This window comes from Arthrobacter sp. Alg241-R88 (genome assembly GCF_900537115.1).
In the GTDB taxonomy this organism is placed as follows: domain Bacteria; phylum Actinomycetota; class Actinomycetes; order Actinomycetales; family Micrococcaceae; genus Arthrobacter.
Map to the genome: position 1 here is coordinate 28,604 of NZ_UNRG01000007.1, position 16,144 is coordinate 44,747.

16 protein-coding genes are annotated in these 16,144 nt (G+C 66.1%); 11 read left to right on the plus strand and 5 right to left on the minus strand.

The features are described 5' to 3' along the window. Positions 1–2: 2 nt before the first annotated feature. The gene (locus G6R19_RS15130; RefSeq protein ID WP_163166419.1) at positions 3–935 is read left to right on the plus strand and encodes a hypothetical protein; all 933 of its coding nucleotides are present in this window, start codon (positions 3–5) and stop codon (positions 933–935) included. A gap of 18 nt (positions 936–953) precedes the next feature. On the opposite strand, the gene G6R19_RS15135 is transcribed toward G6R19_RS15130, so the two are convergent. Together G6R19_RS15135 and G6R19_RS15140 are read right to left on the minus strand one after the other, a co-directional pair. Then, on the minus strand, positions 954–2,204 hold the full coding sequence (locus tag G6R19_RS15135; protein WP_163166421.1) for a HipA domain-containing protein: 1,251 nt from the start codon (positions 2,202–2,204) through the stop codon (positions 954–956). Next, positions 2,201–2,500 carry a type II toxin-antitoxin system Y4mF family antitoxin gene (locus G6R19_RS15140; protein WP_240341907.1) on the minus strand — a complete coding sequence of 100 codons (300 nt, stop codon included), beginning with the start codon at positions 2,498–2,500 and terminating at the stop codon, positions 2,201–2,203. The genes G6R19_RS15135 and G6R19_RS15140 overlap by 4 nt, the downstream gene beginning before the upstream one ends. 182 nt (positions 2,501–2,682) lie before the next feature. On the opposite strand from G6R19_RS15140, the gene G6R19_RS15145 reads away from it, so the two are divergent. The 5 genes from G6R19_RS15145 to G6R19_RS15165 all read left to right on the plus strand — a co-directional run bounded on the left by G6R19_RS15145 (position 2,683) and on the right by G6R19_RS15165 (position 9,261). Next, the gene (locus G6R19_RS15145; RefSeq protein WP_163166423.1) at positions 2,683–3,390 is read left to right on the plus strand and encodes a FadR/GntR family transcriptional regulator; all 708 of its coding nucleotides are present in this window, start codon (positions 2,683–2,685) and stop codon (positions 3,388–3,390) included. A gap of 25 nt (positions 3,391–3,415) precedes the next feature. Continuing rightward, complete coding sequence (locus tag G6R19_RS15150; protein ID WP_163166425.1) at positions 3,416–4,471, plus strand: asparaginase; 1,056 nt, start codon at positions 3,416–3,418, stop codon at positions 4,469–4,471. Positions 4,472–4,478: 7 nt separating this feature from the next. Further along, the gene (locus tag G6R19_RS15155) at positions 4,479–5,924 is read left to right on the plus strand and encodes an aspartate ammonia-lyase (protein WP_163166427.1); all 1,446 of its coding nucleotides are present in this window, start codon (positions 4,479–4,481) and stop codon (positions 5,922–5,924) included. 11 nt (positions 5,925–5,935) lie between these two features. Next, complete coding sequence (locus G6R19_RS15160; protein WP_163166429.1) at positions 5,936–7,444, plus strand: amino acid permease; 1,509 nt, start codon at positions 5,936–5,938, stop codon at positions 7,442–7,444. Between the two features lie 68 nt (positions 7,445–7,512). Then, a complete protein-coding gene (locus G6R19_RS15165) occupies positions 7,513–9,261 on the plus strand; it encodes a thiamine pyrophosphate-dependent enzyme (protein WP_163166431.1) in 1,749 nt (582 codons plus the stop codon). 409 nt (positions 9,262–9,670) lie between these two features. On the opposite strand, the gene G6R19_RS15170 is transcribed toward G6R19_RS15165, so the two are convergent. The 3 genes from G6R19_RS15170 to G6R19_RS15180 all read right to left on the minus strand — a co-directional run bounded on the left by G6R19_RS15170 (position 9,671) and on the right by G6R19_RS15180 (position 12,092). After that, complete coding sequence (locus G6R19_RS15170; protein WP_163166433.1) at positions 9,671–11,128, minus strand: MFS transporter; 1,458 nt, start codon at positions 11,126–11,128, stop codon at positions 9,671–9,673. A 76-nt stretch (positions 11,129–11,204) separates the two neighbouring features. After that, on the minus strand, positions 11,205–11,675 hold the full coding sequence (locus tag G6R19_RS15175) for a MarR family winged helix-turn-helix transcriptional regulator (RefSeq protein WP_163166435.1): 471 nt from the start codon (positions 11,673–11,675) through the stop codon (positions 11,205–11,207). Positions 11,676–11,747: 72 nt separating this feature from the next. Beyond that, entirely contained in the window at positions 11,748–12,092 is a 345-nt protein-coding gene (locus G6R19_RS15180; RefSeq protein WP_163166438.1) for a hypothetical protein, read from the minus strand. Positions 12,093–12,328: 236 nt separating this feature from the next. On the opposite strand from G6R19_RS15180, the gene G6R19_RS15185 reads away from it, so the two are divergent. The 5 genes from G6R19_RS15185 to G6R19_RS15205 all read left to right on the plus strand — a co-directional run bounded on the left by G6R19_RS15185 (position 12,329) and on the right by G6R19_RS15205 (position 16,106). Next, positions 12,329–12,538: a hypothetical protein gene (locus G6R19_RS15185; protein ID WP_163166627.1), complete on the plus strand. Its 210-nt coding sequence runs from the start codon at positions 12,329–12,331 to the stop codon at positions 12,536–12,538. A 121-nt stretch (positions 12,539–12,659) separates the two neighbouring features. Then, entirely contained in the window at positions 12,660–13,733 is a 1,074-nt protein-coding gene (locus tag G6R19_RS15190) for a nitronate monooxygenase (protein ID WP_163166439.1), read from the plus strand. A 154-nt stretch (positions 13,734–13,887) separates the two neighbouring features. After that, positions 13,888–14,514 carry a hypothetical protein gene (locus G6R19_RS15195; protein WP_163166441.1) on the plus strand — a complete coding sequence of 209 codons (627 nt, stop codon included), beginning with the start codon at positions 13,888–13,890 and terminating at the stop codon, positions 14,512–14,514. Positions 14,515–14,601: 87 nt separating this feature from the next. After that, complete coding sequence (locus G6R19_RS15200) at positions 14,602–15,360, plus strand: YcnI family protein (protein ID WP_163166443.1); 759 nt, start codon at positions 14,602–14,604, stop codon at positions 15,358–15,360. A gap of 101 nt (positions 15,361–15,461) precedes the next feature. Further along, a complete protein-coding gene (locus tag G6R19_RS15205) occupies positions 15,462–16,106 on the plus strand; it encodes a DUF4232 domain-containing protein (RefSeq protein ID WP_163166445.1) in 645 nt (214 codons plus the stop codon). Positions 16,107–16,144 lie beyond the last annotated feature (38 nt).

Sequence of the window (16,144 nt, forward strand, 5' to 3'; positions counted from 1 at the left end):
CAGTGGACGTGATCGACTGGCTGCTCGACTCCGACCCCGCCATTCGCTGGCAGGTCCTGCGCGACCTCACCGACGCGTCGCCTGAGGAAATTCAGGCCGAGCGGGAGCGGGTAGCGAACCACGGATGGGGCGCCAGGCTCCTCGCCCTGCAGGGCACGGACGGGCAATGGGCGGGCGGTACCTACTGGCCCGCCTACGACGACGACCCCGATGGTCAGCCATGGACGGCGACCACCTACAGTCTGCTGCTCCTGCGCGACTTCGGCCTGAACCCCTCCAGCCGGGAAACCCGGCAAGCTATTGCGCTGGTCCGCGCGAATTGCCGCTGGGAGGAAGGCAACCAGCTCTTCTTCGACGGCGAAGTGGAACCGTGCATCAACGGAATGACCGTGGCACTCGGGGCGTACTTCGGGCAGAACGTGGACGCAGTGGTGGAGCGGCTGACCCGCGAACAACTGGCTGACGGCGGCTGGAACTGTGAGGCGGAGAGAGGCTCCACCCGCTCCTCCTTCCACACCACTATCTGCGTACTGGACGGACTTCTCGAGCACGAACGGAGCACGGGAGGCAACGCCGAATCCCGGGAGGCCCGGCGCCGCGCCGAGGAGTATCTCCTGGATCGCCGGCTGCTGAGGCGGGAGTCCAGCGGGGAGCTCATTAGCCGGGACTGGCTTCAGTTCTCCTACCCCACCCGCTGGTTCTACGACGTCCTTCGCGGGCTGGACTATTTCCGTGCCGCCGGCGGCGCCCGCGATGAACGCCTCGAAGAAGCGGTGGAGGTGCTGCGGTCAAAGGAACAACCGGACGGCAGGTGGCTCCTGGAAAACACCCACCCCGGCAAGGTCCACTTCCCGCTGGAGGACGGCGACGGACAACCAAGCCGCTGGAACACCCTTCGCGCTCTGCGCGTACTGCGCTGGTACGAGGGTTCATGACGGCATGCGCTGCCCGGCTTAGCCTTCCATCAACCTCCGGCGGTGCTTCAACTCCTTGACCCAGGCCCTGGTGACCATCTCGGGAAACGGTGAGCCGCCGTCGTCGTTACCCTTTCGGCCGGGCGCCTTCAAGGCACGGAACGCGGTTCCGGCCTCCAGATCGACGATCAGCGGGCCAGACGCCTTCAGCGCAATCTCCAGAACCTGGGCAGCCGCCCGGTCGGTGAGTCCCAGTTCCTTGGCCCAGCCCAGGAAGTGGCGGCGCGAAATCCCGGTCCTCTTCCCGTCCACGGTCAAGGCCAGAGTCTTGTCACCGTAAACCACCGTGGAGGGGATGTCGTACACCGGCGCGATGACCCACTCCCCGTGGGGTTGCTGGACCATGGAAACGTTCTTGGCATGCAGATCTCCGTTGCCTGTCAGCCATGCGTAGGCCGCCTGGATCGCCAGGTTTCGAAGGGCGGGAAGCGGTGCTGAGCAGTAGTCCGCGAGCGCATGGCACACCTGGCCGTACCCCACGTTGTACTTGTCCGCCGGGTAGAGCTTCAGCACCTGCGCCCCGTCCTCCACGGCGAGGCGCCGCACGGCATCGGGCCCTGCCTCCGGGAGCGGCAGGCGGTCGAAACGCTCCACCAACAGCCCCGGCCGGCCGGCAACATCCCGGATCAGCTGGACGCGGCTCAGCGGAATCCGAAGCTTGGCGGCGTAGCGGAACATAACGTACTCGTTCTCCACCACATGCGGGAACTCCGGCGCGTTGAGCTTCAGGATGAACTGGCGCCCGGTGGTGGCCACCGGCACGGAAATCATTCCGGCGGACAACTTGTCCTGCACCCCGGCCAGGGCTACCGGATCAATCAGGTCAGGGTCGCCGAGCAACTGGTCGAAATCGACCGGCCTGCGTGGATCCAGGCGGACCGCGTGCTCATCAGGGTTCAAGGGTTCACCGTGGCCGACGATCTGGACGTCCCCCACCGGGTTGCCGCCGGCCGCGATCAGAAGGGACAGGTCGTCGTCCGCGCTGGTTTTGATGGATCGACGCAGGGCGTTAAGGCGGCGGCCCTCGGGCAGCAGCCCGGTGAAATAGGGCGGAGCGGCCCCCGCACTGGACAGCACAGGTTCGCCAGCGAGCGGCAGGGAAGTGGCGACGGCGGGTCCACCGGCGCTGAGGTAGCCCGCCAGGTAGCTGAACCTGGTACCGCCGTCGTGCCGTTCAAGGCGGGCGGCGAGGACGCCTGCCTTGTAGATGTCGGCGATGCGGTGCCTCATGTCTGCTCCCGCTGGCCAGCTGCCGCCGTCCTGTCGTGAAGGGCGGCAGTACGTGTCCGTGTAGTCAACTGCAGCTCCAGGCCAAGCGTCCCAAGCAGCGCCAAAAGTGAGTCCAGCTGGACGCTGGGTTTCCCCTGTTCGACGAACCGCACGAAACGCTCCGACACCCCGGCCAGCTGGGCGAGATCGTGCTGCGTCAGCCGGAGGGCGGCACGCCGTGCACGGACTTCCGCCGCAAGGTTGTTGGAGAAGGAGGTTTTGATAACCGTTCCCTTCGGTACGAGCGTTCCGATCAATGCGCTTCACAAACTTTATAGCGGCCCATTCTCCCTGTATAGGACGTCACCGGAACGAACGTGCCGGAACAGGGCAATAACCGCCTTCCCGAGGGCGTGGGTGCGGGCTGCAGCCGCGCAACAGGATAGGCCGCCACACGCCCCGCATTGACAGCAGCTGTGACCCCTGCCATATTTAAGGCGTGAACCTGTCAGACAGCCGGACAGCAGGACAGCCTGCAGCCCTTCCGCTCGCCCGGCTTAGTGCTGCCGAAGCGGTGTTCAATGCGATCCGGCAGGACATCGAGTCGGGACGGCTGGCAGTAGGCAGCAAACTGAGCTCGGAGGCCACGCTTTCCCAGCAGTACGGGGTTAGCCGGTCAGTCATCCGGGAGGCGCTCCGCTCCTGCACCGCCCTCGGCCTCACCGTCACCAAAACGGGCAAGGGAACGTTCGTTGTCGCCAACAAAGTGGCCAACGATCTCACGCTGGGCCAGTACTCAGCCCGGGACCTCACCGAAGCCCGCCCGCATATCGAAGTACCCGCAGCCGGACTGGCAGCGGAACGCCGCAGCGACGAAGAGCTGGAAACCCTCCGCCACATCGTCGCCGCCATGGCCACCGAAACCGACCCCGAGTCCTGGGTTTCCCTGGACTCGAGCTTCCATGCCGCCATCGCCCGTGCCAGCGGCAACAAGGTATTCGCCAGCGTGGTGGCGGACATCCGTGGCGCCCTGGCCCACCAGTCCGAGACCCTGAACATGGTGGCGGACCGGCAGCACGCCTCAGACATCGAACACCAGGACATCCTGGCCGCCATCGAGGCGGGCTCGGCCGAGGAAGCACGCGCGGCCATGGCCCACCACCTGCACGCCGTCGGCGTTGCCCTCGAATCCATCCTGAACAGCTAGCCCCAGCCAACCAGCCAAGGAATCCATGCTCTCCCCTGCACTTTCACCTGCCCTCAGCGCTGCCGCCCTCCCGCAGCACACGCCGTTGGTCACTGCCACCCGCGACGGACTGGTGGAGAGCATCCACTACGGGTCCGCTATCGCACTTGAAGCTGACGGCACAACAGTGGCGGCCGCGGGTGCTCCCCTGGCGCCGTTTTATCCCAGGTCCTCGCTCAAGCCGCTGCAGGCCGTAGCCATGGTGCGCGCGGGCCTCGAGCTGCCGGCTGATCTGCTCGCCCTGGCCGCGGCAAGCCACTCGGGCGGCGCAAAGCACCGCCAGGGAGCCCTGCGCATCCTGGAACAGTACGGGTTGAGCGTTAGTGACTTCGAAAACAGCAGGGACCTCCCCTACGGGGCGGGTGAGCGGGAGGAGTGGCTGCGCAACGGGGGCCGTTCCACCCAGCTCACCCAGAACTGCTCGGGCAAGCATGCCGCGATGGTTGCCACCTGCAAAATCAACGGCTGGCCGGTCAAGGGTTACCTGGACCCGTCCCACCCGCTGCAGCAGTTGGTTGCCAAGACCGTCCTGGACCTGACAGACGAGGAACCACTCGCCGTCAGCACCGACGGCTGCGGCACCCCGCTGTTTGCCCTCACGCTACAGGGCATGGCCCGTGCGTTCGGAGTGATTGCCAAGGCTGCCGCGGACAACGACGGCGGGCCGGCATCACAAAGCGCGGAAGGCGCCGTCGGGCTCGCCATGCAGGGTCACCCGGACATGGTGGCCGGGGAAGGCCGGGACGTCACCGCGCTGATGCGCCTGCTCCCGGGCTCAGTAGCCAAGGACGGCTTCGAAGGCGTGCAGCTGGTGGGCCTGCCGGACGGTGCCGCCGTTGCCGTGAAGATTTCCGACGGCGGCGACCGCGCCAGGATGCCGGCCACGGTCAAGCTCCTCGACGCGCTGGGCGTGGACACCACGCCGCTCTCGTCAATCGCAACCGCAGCCGTTCTTGGCGGCGGCCATCAGGTGGGCCTGTTGCAGGCTGCCGACTTCCTGCCCAAATCATCAATGTCCATACCCGTCAACGAAGCCCTGTAAGGACCCCATGACAACGATCAACACCGCCGCGCCCGTCCGGTCGGAACACGACCTGCTCGGAGACCGCGACGTCCCCGCCGATGCCTACTGGGGCGTACACACCCTCCGGGCGGTGGAGAACTTCCCCATTACCGGCCAGAAGCTGTCATCCAACATGCACCTGGTCCGGGGCCTGGCAGCAGTAAAGCTCGCAGCCGCCCGCACCAACCGCGAGCTTGGGCTGCTGGACGCCGAACGCTCCGACGCCATCGAGCGGGCGTGCCAGGACGTCCTGGACGGACGGCTTGCCGACCAGTTCGTGGTGGACGTCATCCAGGGCGGCGCCGGAACGTCGTCGAACATGAACGCCAACGAGGTCATCGCCAACCGTGCCCTGGAGATCCTGGGCCACCCCAAGGGCGACTACGCCCGCCTGCACCCCAACGACCACGTCAACCTGTCCCAGTCCACAAATGACGTCTACCCCACGGCAGTAAAACTGGGCACCATCTTTGCCGCCCGGGAACTGCTGGACGCCTTGGCCGAACTCGAGGAAGCCTGCGCGTCAAAGGCCCTGGAGTTCCGCACGGTGGTCAAAATGGGCCGCACCCAGCTGCAGGACGCCGTGCCCATGACCTTGGGCCAGGAATTCGGCACCTACGCCATCACCATCGGCGAGGACCGGCTCCGTCTTGCCGAAGCCGACCTCCTGATCCACGAAATCAACCTCGGCGCGACAGCTATCGGCACGGGCCTGAACGCACCCCTGGGCTATGCCGAGGCAGCCTGCCGGCACCTCGCGGACATCACCGGCCTCCCGCTGGTCACCGCCCCGGACCTCATCGAAGCAACCCAGGACGTGGGCGCCTTCGTCCACCTCTCGGGGGTGCTGAAGCGCGTAGCCGTGAAGCTCTCCAAGATCTGCAACGACCTCCGCCTGCTCTCCTCCGGCCCGCGCGCCGGTTTCGGCGAGATCAACCTGCCGGCCGTGCAGTCCGGTTCCTCCATCATGCCCGGCAAGATCAACCCGGTGATCCCGGAAGTGGTCTCCCAGGTTGCCTACGAAGTGATCGGCAACGACGTCACCATCACCATGGCCGCCGAAGCCGGGCAGCTCCAGCTCAACGCCTTCGAACCCGTCATCGTCCACAGCCTCCACAAGAGCATCTCCCACCTGGAAGCCGCGTGCCGCACCCTCACGGCCCGCTGCATCCGGGGCATCACTGCCAATACCGAACACCTCCGCCTTACCGTGGAACAGTCCATCGGCCTGGTCACAGCCCTGAATCCCCACCTGGGCTACGCCACCGCAACCGCCATCGCGCAGGAAGCACTCGCCACAGGGAAGGGCGTGGCCGAGCTCGTCCTCGAACACGGACTCCTCACCAGCACCCAACTGCAGGAACTCCTCAGCCCCGAACGCCTCGCCAACCTCAGCAAACCGGTTTCTGCCCCGAACCAATCGGCATCTTAAAGGACATCCCCATGACAAATTCCCCCATCACAGACCACACAGTGCCGCCGCAGGCGCATGCTTCTGAGTCGGCGTTGCATGCCGAGGACAAGGGCTACCACAAGAACCTCAAACCGAGGCAGATCCAGATGATCGCGATCGGCGGTGCGATCGGTACCGGCCTGTTCCTGGGCGCCGGCGGCCGGCTCAACGCCGCGGGCCCGTCCCTGGTCATCGCSTACGCCGTGTGCGGGTTCTTCGCRTTCCTGATCCTGCGCGCCCTGGGCGAACTCGTCCTCCACCGCCCCTCCTCGGGCTCCTTCGTYTCCTACGCCCGGGAATTCTTCGGCGAAAAAGCAGCGTTCGTCTCCGGCTGGTTCTACTGGATCAACTGGGCCACCACCACCATCGTGGACATCACCGCCGCGGCCCTGTACATGAACTTCTTCGGCAACTACATCCCCTGGATGGCSGCCGTYCCGCAATGGGCCTGGGCCCTGATCGCCCTCGTCGTCGTCCTGGCCCTGAACCTGGTCTCSGTCAAGGTCTTTGGCGAAATGGAATTCTGGTTCGCCCTGATCAAGGTCGCAGCCCTGGTCGTGTTCCTCATCGTGGGCACCTACTTCGTCATCTTCGGCACCCCCGTGGACGGCCAACAGGTCGGCTTCAGCCTCATCTCCGATAACGGCGGGATCTTCCCCAACGGCCTGCTGCCCATGATCATCCTCATGCAGGGCGTCCTGTTCGCCTACGCCTCCATCGAACTCGTCGGCACCGCCGCCGGCGAAACCGAAAACCCCGAAAAAATCATGCCCAAAGCCATCAACTCCGTGGTCTTCCGCATCGCGGTGTTCTACGTCGGCTCCGTGATCCTCCTGGCCCTGCTGCTGCCCTACACCTCCTACGAAAAAGGCGTCAGCCCCTTCGTCACCTTCTTCGGCTCCATCGGCATCCAGGGCGTGGACGTCATCATGAACCTCGTCGTCCTCACCGCCGCCCTGTCCTCCCTCAACGCCGGGCTCTACTCCACCGGCCGGATCCTGCGCTCCATGTCCGTCAACGGCTCCGCCCCSAAATTCGCCTCCCGCATGAACAAAGCCGGCGTCCCCTACGGCGGCATCGCSATCACCGCCGGCGTCTCCCTCCTGGGCGTCCCGCTGAACTACCTCGTCCCSGCCGACGCCTTCGAAATCGTCCTCAACGTCGCCTCCGTCGGCATCATCATGACCTGGGCCACCATCGTCCTGTGCCAGATCCAACTCCACCGCTGGGCCAACAAAGGCTGGCTCAAACGCCCCTCCTTCCGCATGATCGGCGCCCCCTACACCGGCTACCTCTCCATCCTCTTCCTCGCCGGGGTCCTGATCATGGTCTTCATCGAATCCCCCCTGACCATGCTCGTCACCGCCATCGCCTCCGTCCTGATGGTCTTCGGCTGGTACACCTGCCGCAAACGCATCCGCGACATCGCCGAAACCCGCGAAGGCTTCACCGGCCTCTCCCCGGTGGTCGCCAACCCGCCAGCGGAGACCTTCAGGTAAACCACACCTTCCGCCATCGAAAACCAGCCACATCCGAACAGCCACATCCGAGCAGCCAAAGAAAGCCCATGACACCGGAAACCTACGCAATCGCATCCCCCACCCAGCCCGCCGCCGTCGTCATTGCCCGTGAAGACCCTTCCCGGACCGGCCATGCGGATGCGCCCAGCACAAGAAAAAGCACAGCCCTAAAATCTGCCGGACACGTGATCGTTGATTCTCTGGTGGCCCACGGCGTGGAACGCACTTTCGTGGTTCCGGGTGAAAGCTTCCTCGACGTGCTCGACGGACTGCACCACTCGGACGTCGAAACGATCGTGTGCCGGCACGAAGGCGGCGCCGCCTACATGGCTGAGGCCGACGGGAAGATGCACCAGCGGCCCGGCGTCGCGATGGTGACCCGTGGCCCCGGCGCGGCCAACGCGCATGTGGGACTGCACACCGCCTGGCAGGACTCCACTCCCATGCTGCTTTTCGTTGGCCTGATCCCGTTCGCGCACCGGGACCGCGAAGCCTTCCAGGAGTTCGATATCAAGGCCTGGTTCGACACCGGCGCCAAGCGGGTAATGGTCCTGGACCATCCCGAGCGTGCGTCCGAGATTGTGGCCGAGGCGATGTTCGCGGCAATGAGCGGACGGCCGGGCCCGGTGGTGGTGGGCCTGCCGGAGGACATCATCCGGCAGCAGATCGACCCGGCATTGCACCCCGCGATTCCCGTGGCGGCCGGAGGCATGAGCAGCACGGACGCCGCAGCCCTCCAGGATGCGCTGGCACGGTCCAGCAAGCCGCTCTTCGTCACCGGCGGCAACGACTGGACCCAGGCCTCGGCGGACCACCTGACCGAATGGCTGGAACGGCACCACATTCCGGCAGCAGCAGAGTGGCGGACGCAGGGAACGGTGTCCTTCGACTCGCCGTCCTACGTGGGTCCGATCGGCTACGGCCGCCCCCGCCCCACGTATGACCTGTTTGAGGAGACTGACCTGCTGGTATTTGTGGGGACGGTGCCCGGGGACGTGATTACGGACGGGTTCGTCTGCCGGCAGGACTGGAAAAAGATGAACTTCCTGGTCACTGTTGACCCCTCGCTTCGCGGCCGCTCCGGCCCTGTTTCCCGGCAGATTCTGGCCAAGCCCGAAGCCTTTGTGCGTGACCTTGCCGGTATCGACCTGCCGGTGAAGGAAGAGTGGAAGGCGTGGACGGAGCGTATGCGGGGTGAGCAGGAGCAGTTTGCCGCGCTGCCCCCTGCGGCGCCGTCGGCAGGCAAGGCCAGGATGGATACCTTGATGGCCAACCTCGTGCCGAGGCTGCCCGAGGATGCCATGGTGACTTTCGGGGCCGGTGAACATACCAACTGGGCGCACCGCTACTTCCCCACCCGCCGCTACGCCTCCATGATCAGCGCCCGCAACGGCTCGATGGGTTACTCCGTACCCTCCGCGATTGCAGCATCGCTGGCAGAACCGTCGCGCCGCGTGGTCACCATAGCCGGGGATGGGGAGTTCCTGATGAACGGCCAGGAACTGGCCACCGCCGCCCAGTACGGCGCCACGCCCCTGGTCATCGTGATGGACAACCAGGAGTACGGCACCATCCGAACCCACCAGGAACGGCACTACCCGGAACGGGTTTCCGGAACCCAGCTGAAGAACCCCGACTTCGGCATGATGGCCAGGGCATTCGGGGGTTTTGGGATTACTGTGACCGACGACCGGGACGTTCCGGCCGCATTGGATGCCGCCCTTGCCGCCATCGACGATGACGGTGTCTTTGCCCTGGTCCACCTCGTCGTCGAACAGCGTGTGAAGGCGTACTGAGCCCGCGCTCAGAAATTCAGGCCAGGCGGCACTGGCGGGGCAGCGTCCTGACATAGCAGCGGACGACGGCGGGAGTCGCCACCGTCGTCCGCTGCGGTTGGGTTGGGGCTGCTAGAGCCGGGTATCGAAGGAATCGCAGAACGCGTTGTCGTTGAACGTCCCCTGGAACCCCGACTTGCCTTGGATCTTGGCGATACGTCAATCGTTCGGCTTCGCCGTCGTGTCAAGGTTCCTTGTGTGCTTTTTCGCCGGGTCCGGGGATGCGGCCGCATCAGGCGTCTTGGGGTCAGTCACCGCCCCATCCTCACGAGGAAACCACCCAACTGAGTCGCGCTAAGTGTCGTTTTGGGGGTTCAAAACGACACTTAGCGCTACCTGGTTGGGCTGCAGTGGCCAGCGGTTGCCAGTCCTAGAGGTGCACCGCCGGAGTGTCCGACGCCGCACCGCTGAAGGTCTTGCGGTTAATGTCGATCAGGAGCAGGGCGACTGGGACGATGAGGATGGCAACGCCTGCGGCCCAAAGGAAGACCAGGGAGTAGCCCGCCGAGAGTGCAGCGGGCCCCGTTCCCCCGGCCGCCACCGTGGCAGAGGCCGCGAGGGTGGTGAAGAGTGCTATGCCCAGCGAGCCGCCCACCTGCTGGGAGGCGTTCACCAAGGCGCTCGCAACGCCGGAATCATCCTTGTCCACGCCAAAGAGGGCGAGGTTCTGCATCGGGACAAACACCAGGCCAAGGCCTGCGCCGAGCAGCAGCAGGGCGGGGAGCATATTGACCAGGTAAGTCCCGTCGGCGGAAACCTGAGTGAGCCACAGCATGGCAGCGGCAATCAGGACCGGCCCAAGGGCAGTGGGAACCCTGGCACCCAGCCGGGGCAGGTTCTTTGCGGCGATACCCGCCGTCACCATGAGGACCACCGTCATGGGCAGCGAGGCTACGCCGGCCAGGAAGGGTGCAAACCCCAGGACAATCTGGAGGTAGAAGTTGATGAAGAGGATGCCGCCGATCAGCACCGCGCCTGAAAGGAAGGACGCCAGGAAAGCCGCTGCCCGGTTGCGCTCAGTGGCCACCCGCAGCGGCAGCAGTGGGTGCTTTGCCTTCTTTTCAACCAGGACAAACAGCACTAGCAGGGCTGCGCCGGCCGCAATAAAACCCCATGCCTCCGGAGTTCCCCAGCCGTGCTCAGCATTGGTGAAGCCGTACACGAGGGAACCCAGGCCAAGTGCTGCCAGGACGACGCCGGGCCAGTCGTACTTAGTGGATCCTCCGGCTTTGCTTTCCTGGACCTTGGCCCAAACACCGGCCAGCGCGATGGCCGCAATCGGGATGTTGACGAAGAAGCACCAGCGCCAGGAGACGTAATCGGTGAGGTAGCCGCCCAAAAGCACGCCGATAGCGGCACCCACGCCACTGATGGAACCGAAGATGGCAAAGGCCGTTCCACGATCCTTGCCGCCGGGAAAGGCCACCGTCAGGAGGGCAAGGGCTGCGGGGGCGAGCAGGGCAGCGAACAGTCCTTGGAGAGCCCGGGCTCCAATCAGCTCCCAGGCTTCCTGCGCGATCCCGCCCAGGAGTGATGCCACGGCGAACCCTGCAGCGGCAACCATGAAGGTGCGCTTCCGGCCCCAGAAGTCGGCGATGCGCCCGCCCAGCAGCAGGAAGGCGCCAAGCGCGAGCGCGTAGGCCGTGACCACCCAGGCGCGGGTGGAATCGCTGATGCCCATCTCGCGCTGCAACTGGGGCAGCGCGAGGTTAACGATGGTGCCATCGAGCACCACCATGAGCTGGGCCAGGGCCAGGAAGATCAAGGCTCCCCATGGGGCGGTGGACCTGGCCAGATCCGGAGGGGCGGTTGCCAGTTGCGTAGCCATGCTTGATTCCGTTTCGTTCGTAGTAATACTTATAAAAGTATAACTATTGCCCCCAACATGATTCGCGAGATTTCCGTCACTCCTTCTCTGCCAGGAAACCTGCCAGCCGCTGCAGTGCGGGGAGGCTGGCCGCCAGCTGCTGCTGCTCGCCGGGGAGCAGTTTCGACGCCGAGGCAGCCAGGACCCCGGCCCAGGAGTTTTCAAGAATTGCCCTGATCCGCTGCGATTCCTCGGTGGGATGCAGGGTGACGTAGCGCTTGTCGCTGGGGTCCCTCAACCGGGTGACCAGGTTGGCGGCCACCAGCTCGCGCAGTTGGACGCTGACGTTGCTGAACTGCCGGCCGAGCCTCGCAGCCACCTCCGCCACCGTGATTCCCGGGCTGCCCTCGACCACACGCAGGATGTCCACCGCTCCATTCGGCAGCGGACGGACGCCGGTATCCTCGTGCGACTTCCGGCGCACATCTGCAGAGATATCCAGCAGCGCTACGGCGAGGGCCCGATGGTCCACGGCCTCCGCTGAATGCCCGCGCTGCTCACTTTCCATTGGCTCATCATAGGCACGGACAGGAAAGCCCCAGCGGCGCCTGCCGCTGGGGCTTTCCTTTCGTTCGTTCCGCTAGAGCCGGTCCGTGTGGTCCTCGCCCTTGTGGCCCGTTCCGCGCAGGTTCTCCTGGACCTTACCGAACAGATCCTTGATGGTGGATTCGGCGTTGGTGAGGACATCCACCGGCAGGTAGACCTCATGCGTGAGCGGCAGGTCGTATTCATCCTTCAGATGCGTGCCGTTGCCCACGCCTTCCAAGGACAGGTAAACCATCGCCTCGGTCCGGGCAATTCCAGCGATTTTTCCGAACACAACGGTGAACTCGTTCGGCTGGAAGCTGATGGTCTGGCCGATGTGGCTGCGTCCAAGTTCACCGGCGGGAAGTGCCTTCTCTTGCTGGCTTCGGGTGTATTCCATAAGTACTCCTCAAGGTCGCCGACATCTACGCCTGCAGTCTAGTCCCGCCCCGAGCGGCCGGTACACCTCACAGCCGCTCTTATGGACGCTTTGGTGGGCTGCACAAAGACCCATCCATCGGCGTGGCCACTCCTCCATTGAGGTGTGCGGCAGGTGAGCGGTTTGATGAGTGGACCGGCAGCAAACCGCCGGTCCACTCAATCAACGAGCTCAAGTCAGAAAGAAGCGTGACTTCGATGGTGAACCGCGTCAAGGGCCCGGCCCGCTGGGAAGAAGTCCAGGTGGGCGAACCGGTGCAGCTCAGCAGGAACGGCCGCCAGGTGTACGCCGGGCTGGTGGATGACCGGACGGCGGACGGAGACGTGGTCTGGGTCACGACGACTGTCGGCGGGCGACGGCTCTTCCACATCTCCGACGGCTACGACCTGCTGGCCGCCGAGTCATGACGGAGAGTTGCCCGGACGACTGCCACTTCTGCAGCGGACCGGAAACTGACTGACTTGGGCGAAGCACGGCGGGCTGTAAGACTGGGGTCGAGCCGAGCCAAACAACCATCGGGAGCCTGCCATGACCGCCGCACCGTCCCCTTCCGCCTCCACCAACAGGGTCACCGCGCTTCTCGGGATTGAGGTCCCCGTGGTCCTTGGCCCGTTCGGCGGCGTCTCCTCCGTGCCGCTCACCGCTGCAGTGAGCGACGGCGGCGGGCTGGGTTCCTACGGCCTGTACGGGTACGACGGCGGTGCCATCCGAAAGACGGCAGCCGAACTTCGCGCGGCCACAGCGAAGCCCTTTGCCCTTAACCTGTGGGTGCCCAACGGCTCCGAGACCGCGGCTGTTCCGCAGGAGGAATTCGACCGCTACGCGGCCACCCTGAAGCCCTATTTCGAGGAACTGGGCATTCCCCTTCCGGACATGCCGGCGCGGTACATGCCGGACTACGGCGAGCAGGTGGAGGCCACGCTGGAGGCGGGTCCCGCCGTCGTCAGTTTTGTGTTCGGCGTGCCCGCTCCGGATGTGGTGGAGGAGGCGCACCGCCGCGGCATCAAGGTCCTTGGCACCGCCACCACCGTCGCGGAGGCTCTGGCGCTGGAGGCTGGCGGCGTTGACGCCGTGGTGGCCAGCGGCATGGAATCGGGCGGCCACCGGGTGTCCTTCCTGAAGCCCGCGGAGGAATCCCTGGTGGGCACGTTCGCCCTGGTCCCGCAGGTGGCTGACGCCGTATCCATCCCGGTGATCGCGGCCGGCGGAATCGCCGACCGCCGCGGCTTCGCGGCGGCAATGGCTCTGGGCGCCGAGGCCGTGCAGGTGGGAACCGCGTTCCTAGCCACCCGCGAGTCGGCCGCCGTGCCCGCCTACCGCGAGCTACTGAAAAGCGCCGCCGGAGCCCGCACAGTACTGACCCGCACCCTGAGCGGCCGGCTGGCGCGCGGCATCCCCAACCGCATCATCGCCGAGCTTGAAGAAGCAGGCTCTGTTGCCCCGTTCCCCGTCCAGAACTGGCTCACCGGCCGGTTCCGGCCGCAGGCTGCGGCCAAGGGAAACACAAACCTGATGTCCCTGTGGGCCGGACAGTCGGCGCCCCTGCTCAAACACGACACCGCGGCGGAGGTCCTCGCCGAACTCCTGGCCGGTACCCGCTGACTGTCGCCGCGGGTCGCTGACGGTTCCGGCAACGCCGGCCCGGCCCCCTTCCGGCTCGGGGTCAGTGACGGATCACCGCTAGAATCTGATCGTTTAGCATCAAGCCGGCTCCGCCCTCAGCGGTGCATGGTTCCGTCAGTGGGAAGGGAGAGCAGTGCGAACGCACGGTACCCGCATTCCCTTCCACCTCCTCCGCTCGTCGGCGGTGGCCACGGTCATCCTGACGCTCGCCGCTGGCGCCCACCTGGCCGGCGGGGGCGGGCTTCCTGCCCCTGTCATCCTGCTGGCAGTCCTGGCCCTGACTGGCCTCGCCAGTACCGCCGCCACCCGCCTCCAGCTGGGATTTCCGGCCATGGCCGCCCTGCTGGCTGGAGGGCAACTGGCCCTGCACGGCGTGTTTACGGCTTCCGCCCCTGTCGCGGCGGGCCCGGCGCCAACAGGGGCCGCCGCCCCTCATGCCGGCCACCTTCCCGTCACCGACATCGTCACTCCAGCCGCCCACCTCGCTGGTACCGAAGCTGCGTCGGGGCCCCTGATGCTGGCCGCGCACGCCCTGGCGACGCTGGGCTGCGCGGTTCTGCTCGCCAAGGGCGAGACGGCCCTCTGGGCATTGGCTGCCTGGCTCAGGCCGCTTTCAGCACTCCCCCACGCGGTGGCGTCCGACGCCGTCCCGCCACCTTTGGCTGCCTTTCCCACCGCTGCCGCCCCGCTGCGTCCCTGGCGGAACCTCAGGCAGGACAGCCGCCGCGGCCCGCCTTCCGCCGTCGTGCCCTCCCGCTAGAACCGCCGCCCCTCTGCCGGCGGCGGCACCGATACTTTTTGCGCGCCCGGTTCCACCGACTCCGGGTGTGCGCCAGAAAGGCACACCATGAAACCCTCAGCTCTTCGCCGTACCCTGCAAACTGCCGCTGCCGCCGGAGGCGCGGCAGCCCTGCTGCTCACCGCGGCGGGCGGAGCCTCGGCCCACGTCGGCGTCACGCCGGACAAAACCGCCGCCGGCTCCTACGCCCTGCTTACCTTCGGCATCCCGCACGGCTGCGACACGTCGGGCACCACCAAGGTGGCCATCACGCTGCCACAGGAACTGAACGATGCCCAGCCCACGGTCAACCCCAACTGGACCGTGGAGAAGGTGACGGAGCAGCTCGCCGAGCCGAAGAAATTCGCCGACGGCACCTCCATCACCAAGCGGACCAGCCGCATTGTCTATACCGCCAAAAGTCCACTGCCCCATGAGCTGCGCGACGCATTGGTACTTTCGGTAAAACTCCCTGACACGGCCGGCGCCACGCTGTATTTCCCCACCCTCCAGACCTGTGAGACGGGGCAGACGGACTGGTCGGAGATTGCCAAGGACGGCCAGGACCCGCACTCCCTGGAGGCACCTGCGCCGTCGGTTACGGTCACCGAAGCTGCGGGCACCGATGGACATGGCGAAGCCGCTGCCACGGCATCCCACAGCACGGCATCCGCGTCCACTGAGCAGGCGTCGGTGACGGACAGCGGAGCTGACGCCCGCAGCTGGGCCGGACTCGCAGCGGGGGTCGCGGGCCTGGTGCTCGGCGGCGCGGCGTTCCTGCGCAGCGGTGCGCGCCGGAACACCCCGGCGGAGGCGCCAGCCAGGTAGGAAGGGCTTTGGTGCCCGGATCATCACGATCCGGGCATCAAAATGCCCCATGGCCTCGTGGCATCATTGACGCGGCCAAACAGTGCCGCAAAGGTGGTGCCATGAGGTCTCAGCGAATTTCACATGGGTTGGCCATAACGACGGCGGCCGCGGCGGCGGCACTGATGCTCAGCGGGTGCGGCCCCAGCGGGCCCCAAGCGCAGGCGACGACGGAACCGGGCAGCAGCTCTGCCAGCCCCGACGCAACGTCTGCAGCGCCGGCGGCGTCTGAAACGCCGTCGGAAACGCCGACCGCAACTGCTCCGGCTCCGGCTACGCCCGGGGCGCCGGCCCTTTGCAAGGCGGCCGGCCTCTCCGCCGCCACTGATGCGTCAGGCGGCGGAGCAGCAGGCAGCGTCTTTATGAAGCTCAACCTCACCAACACAGGCCCGGAAACCTGTGTCCTCCGGGGTTTTGCCGGCGTTTCCCTGGCTGCCGATGCTGCCGGCGCCCCCATCGGTGCCCCGGCTACCCGTGATGAAGCCGCGGCCCCAACCGATATCCTGCTGGCCCCCGGCCAGACAGGCTCGGCAGTGCTGCGCTATACGCAGGCGGGGAACTACCCGGACTGCGCCATGGTGGATGCTGCCGGCTACCGGATCTACCCGCCGGAGGACACAGCATCCCTGTTCCTGCCGCAGCCCACCAAGGCCTGCAGCAACGCGGAAATTACGCTGCTGACCATTGGGGCGTTCCAGCCCGCTTAGCCGATTCCACGCGCGGTCCCCATCCCTTCCGGGGTCTG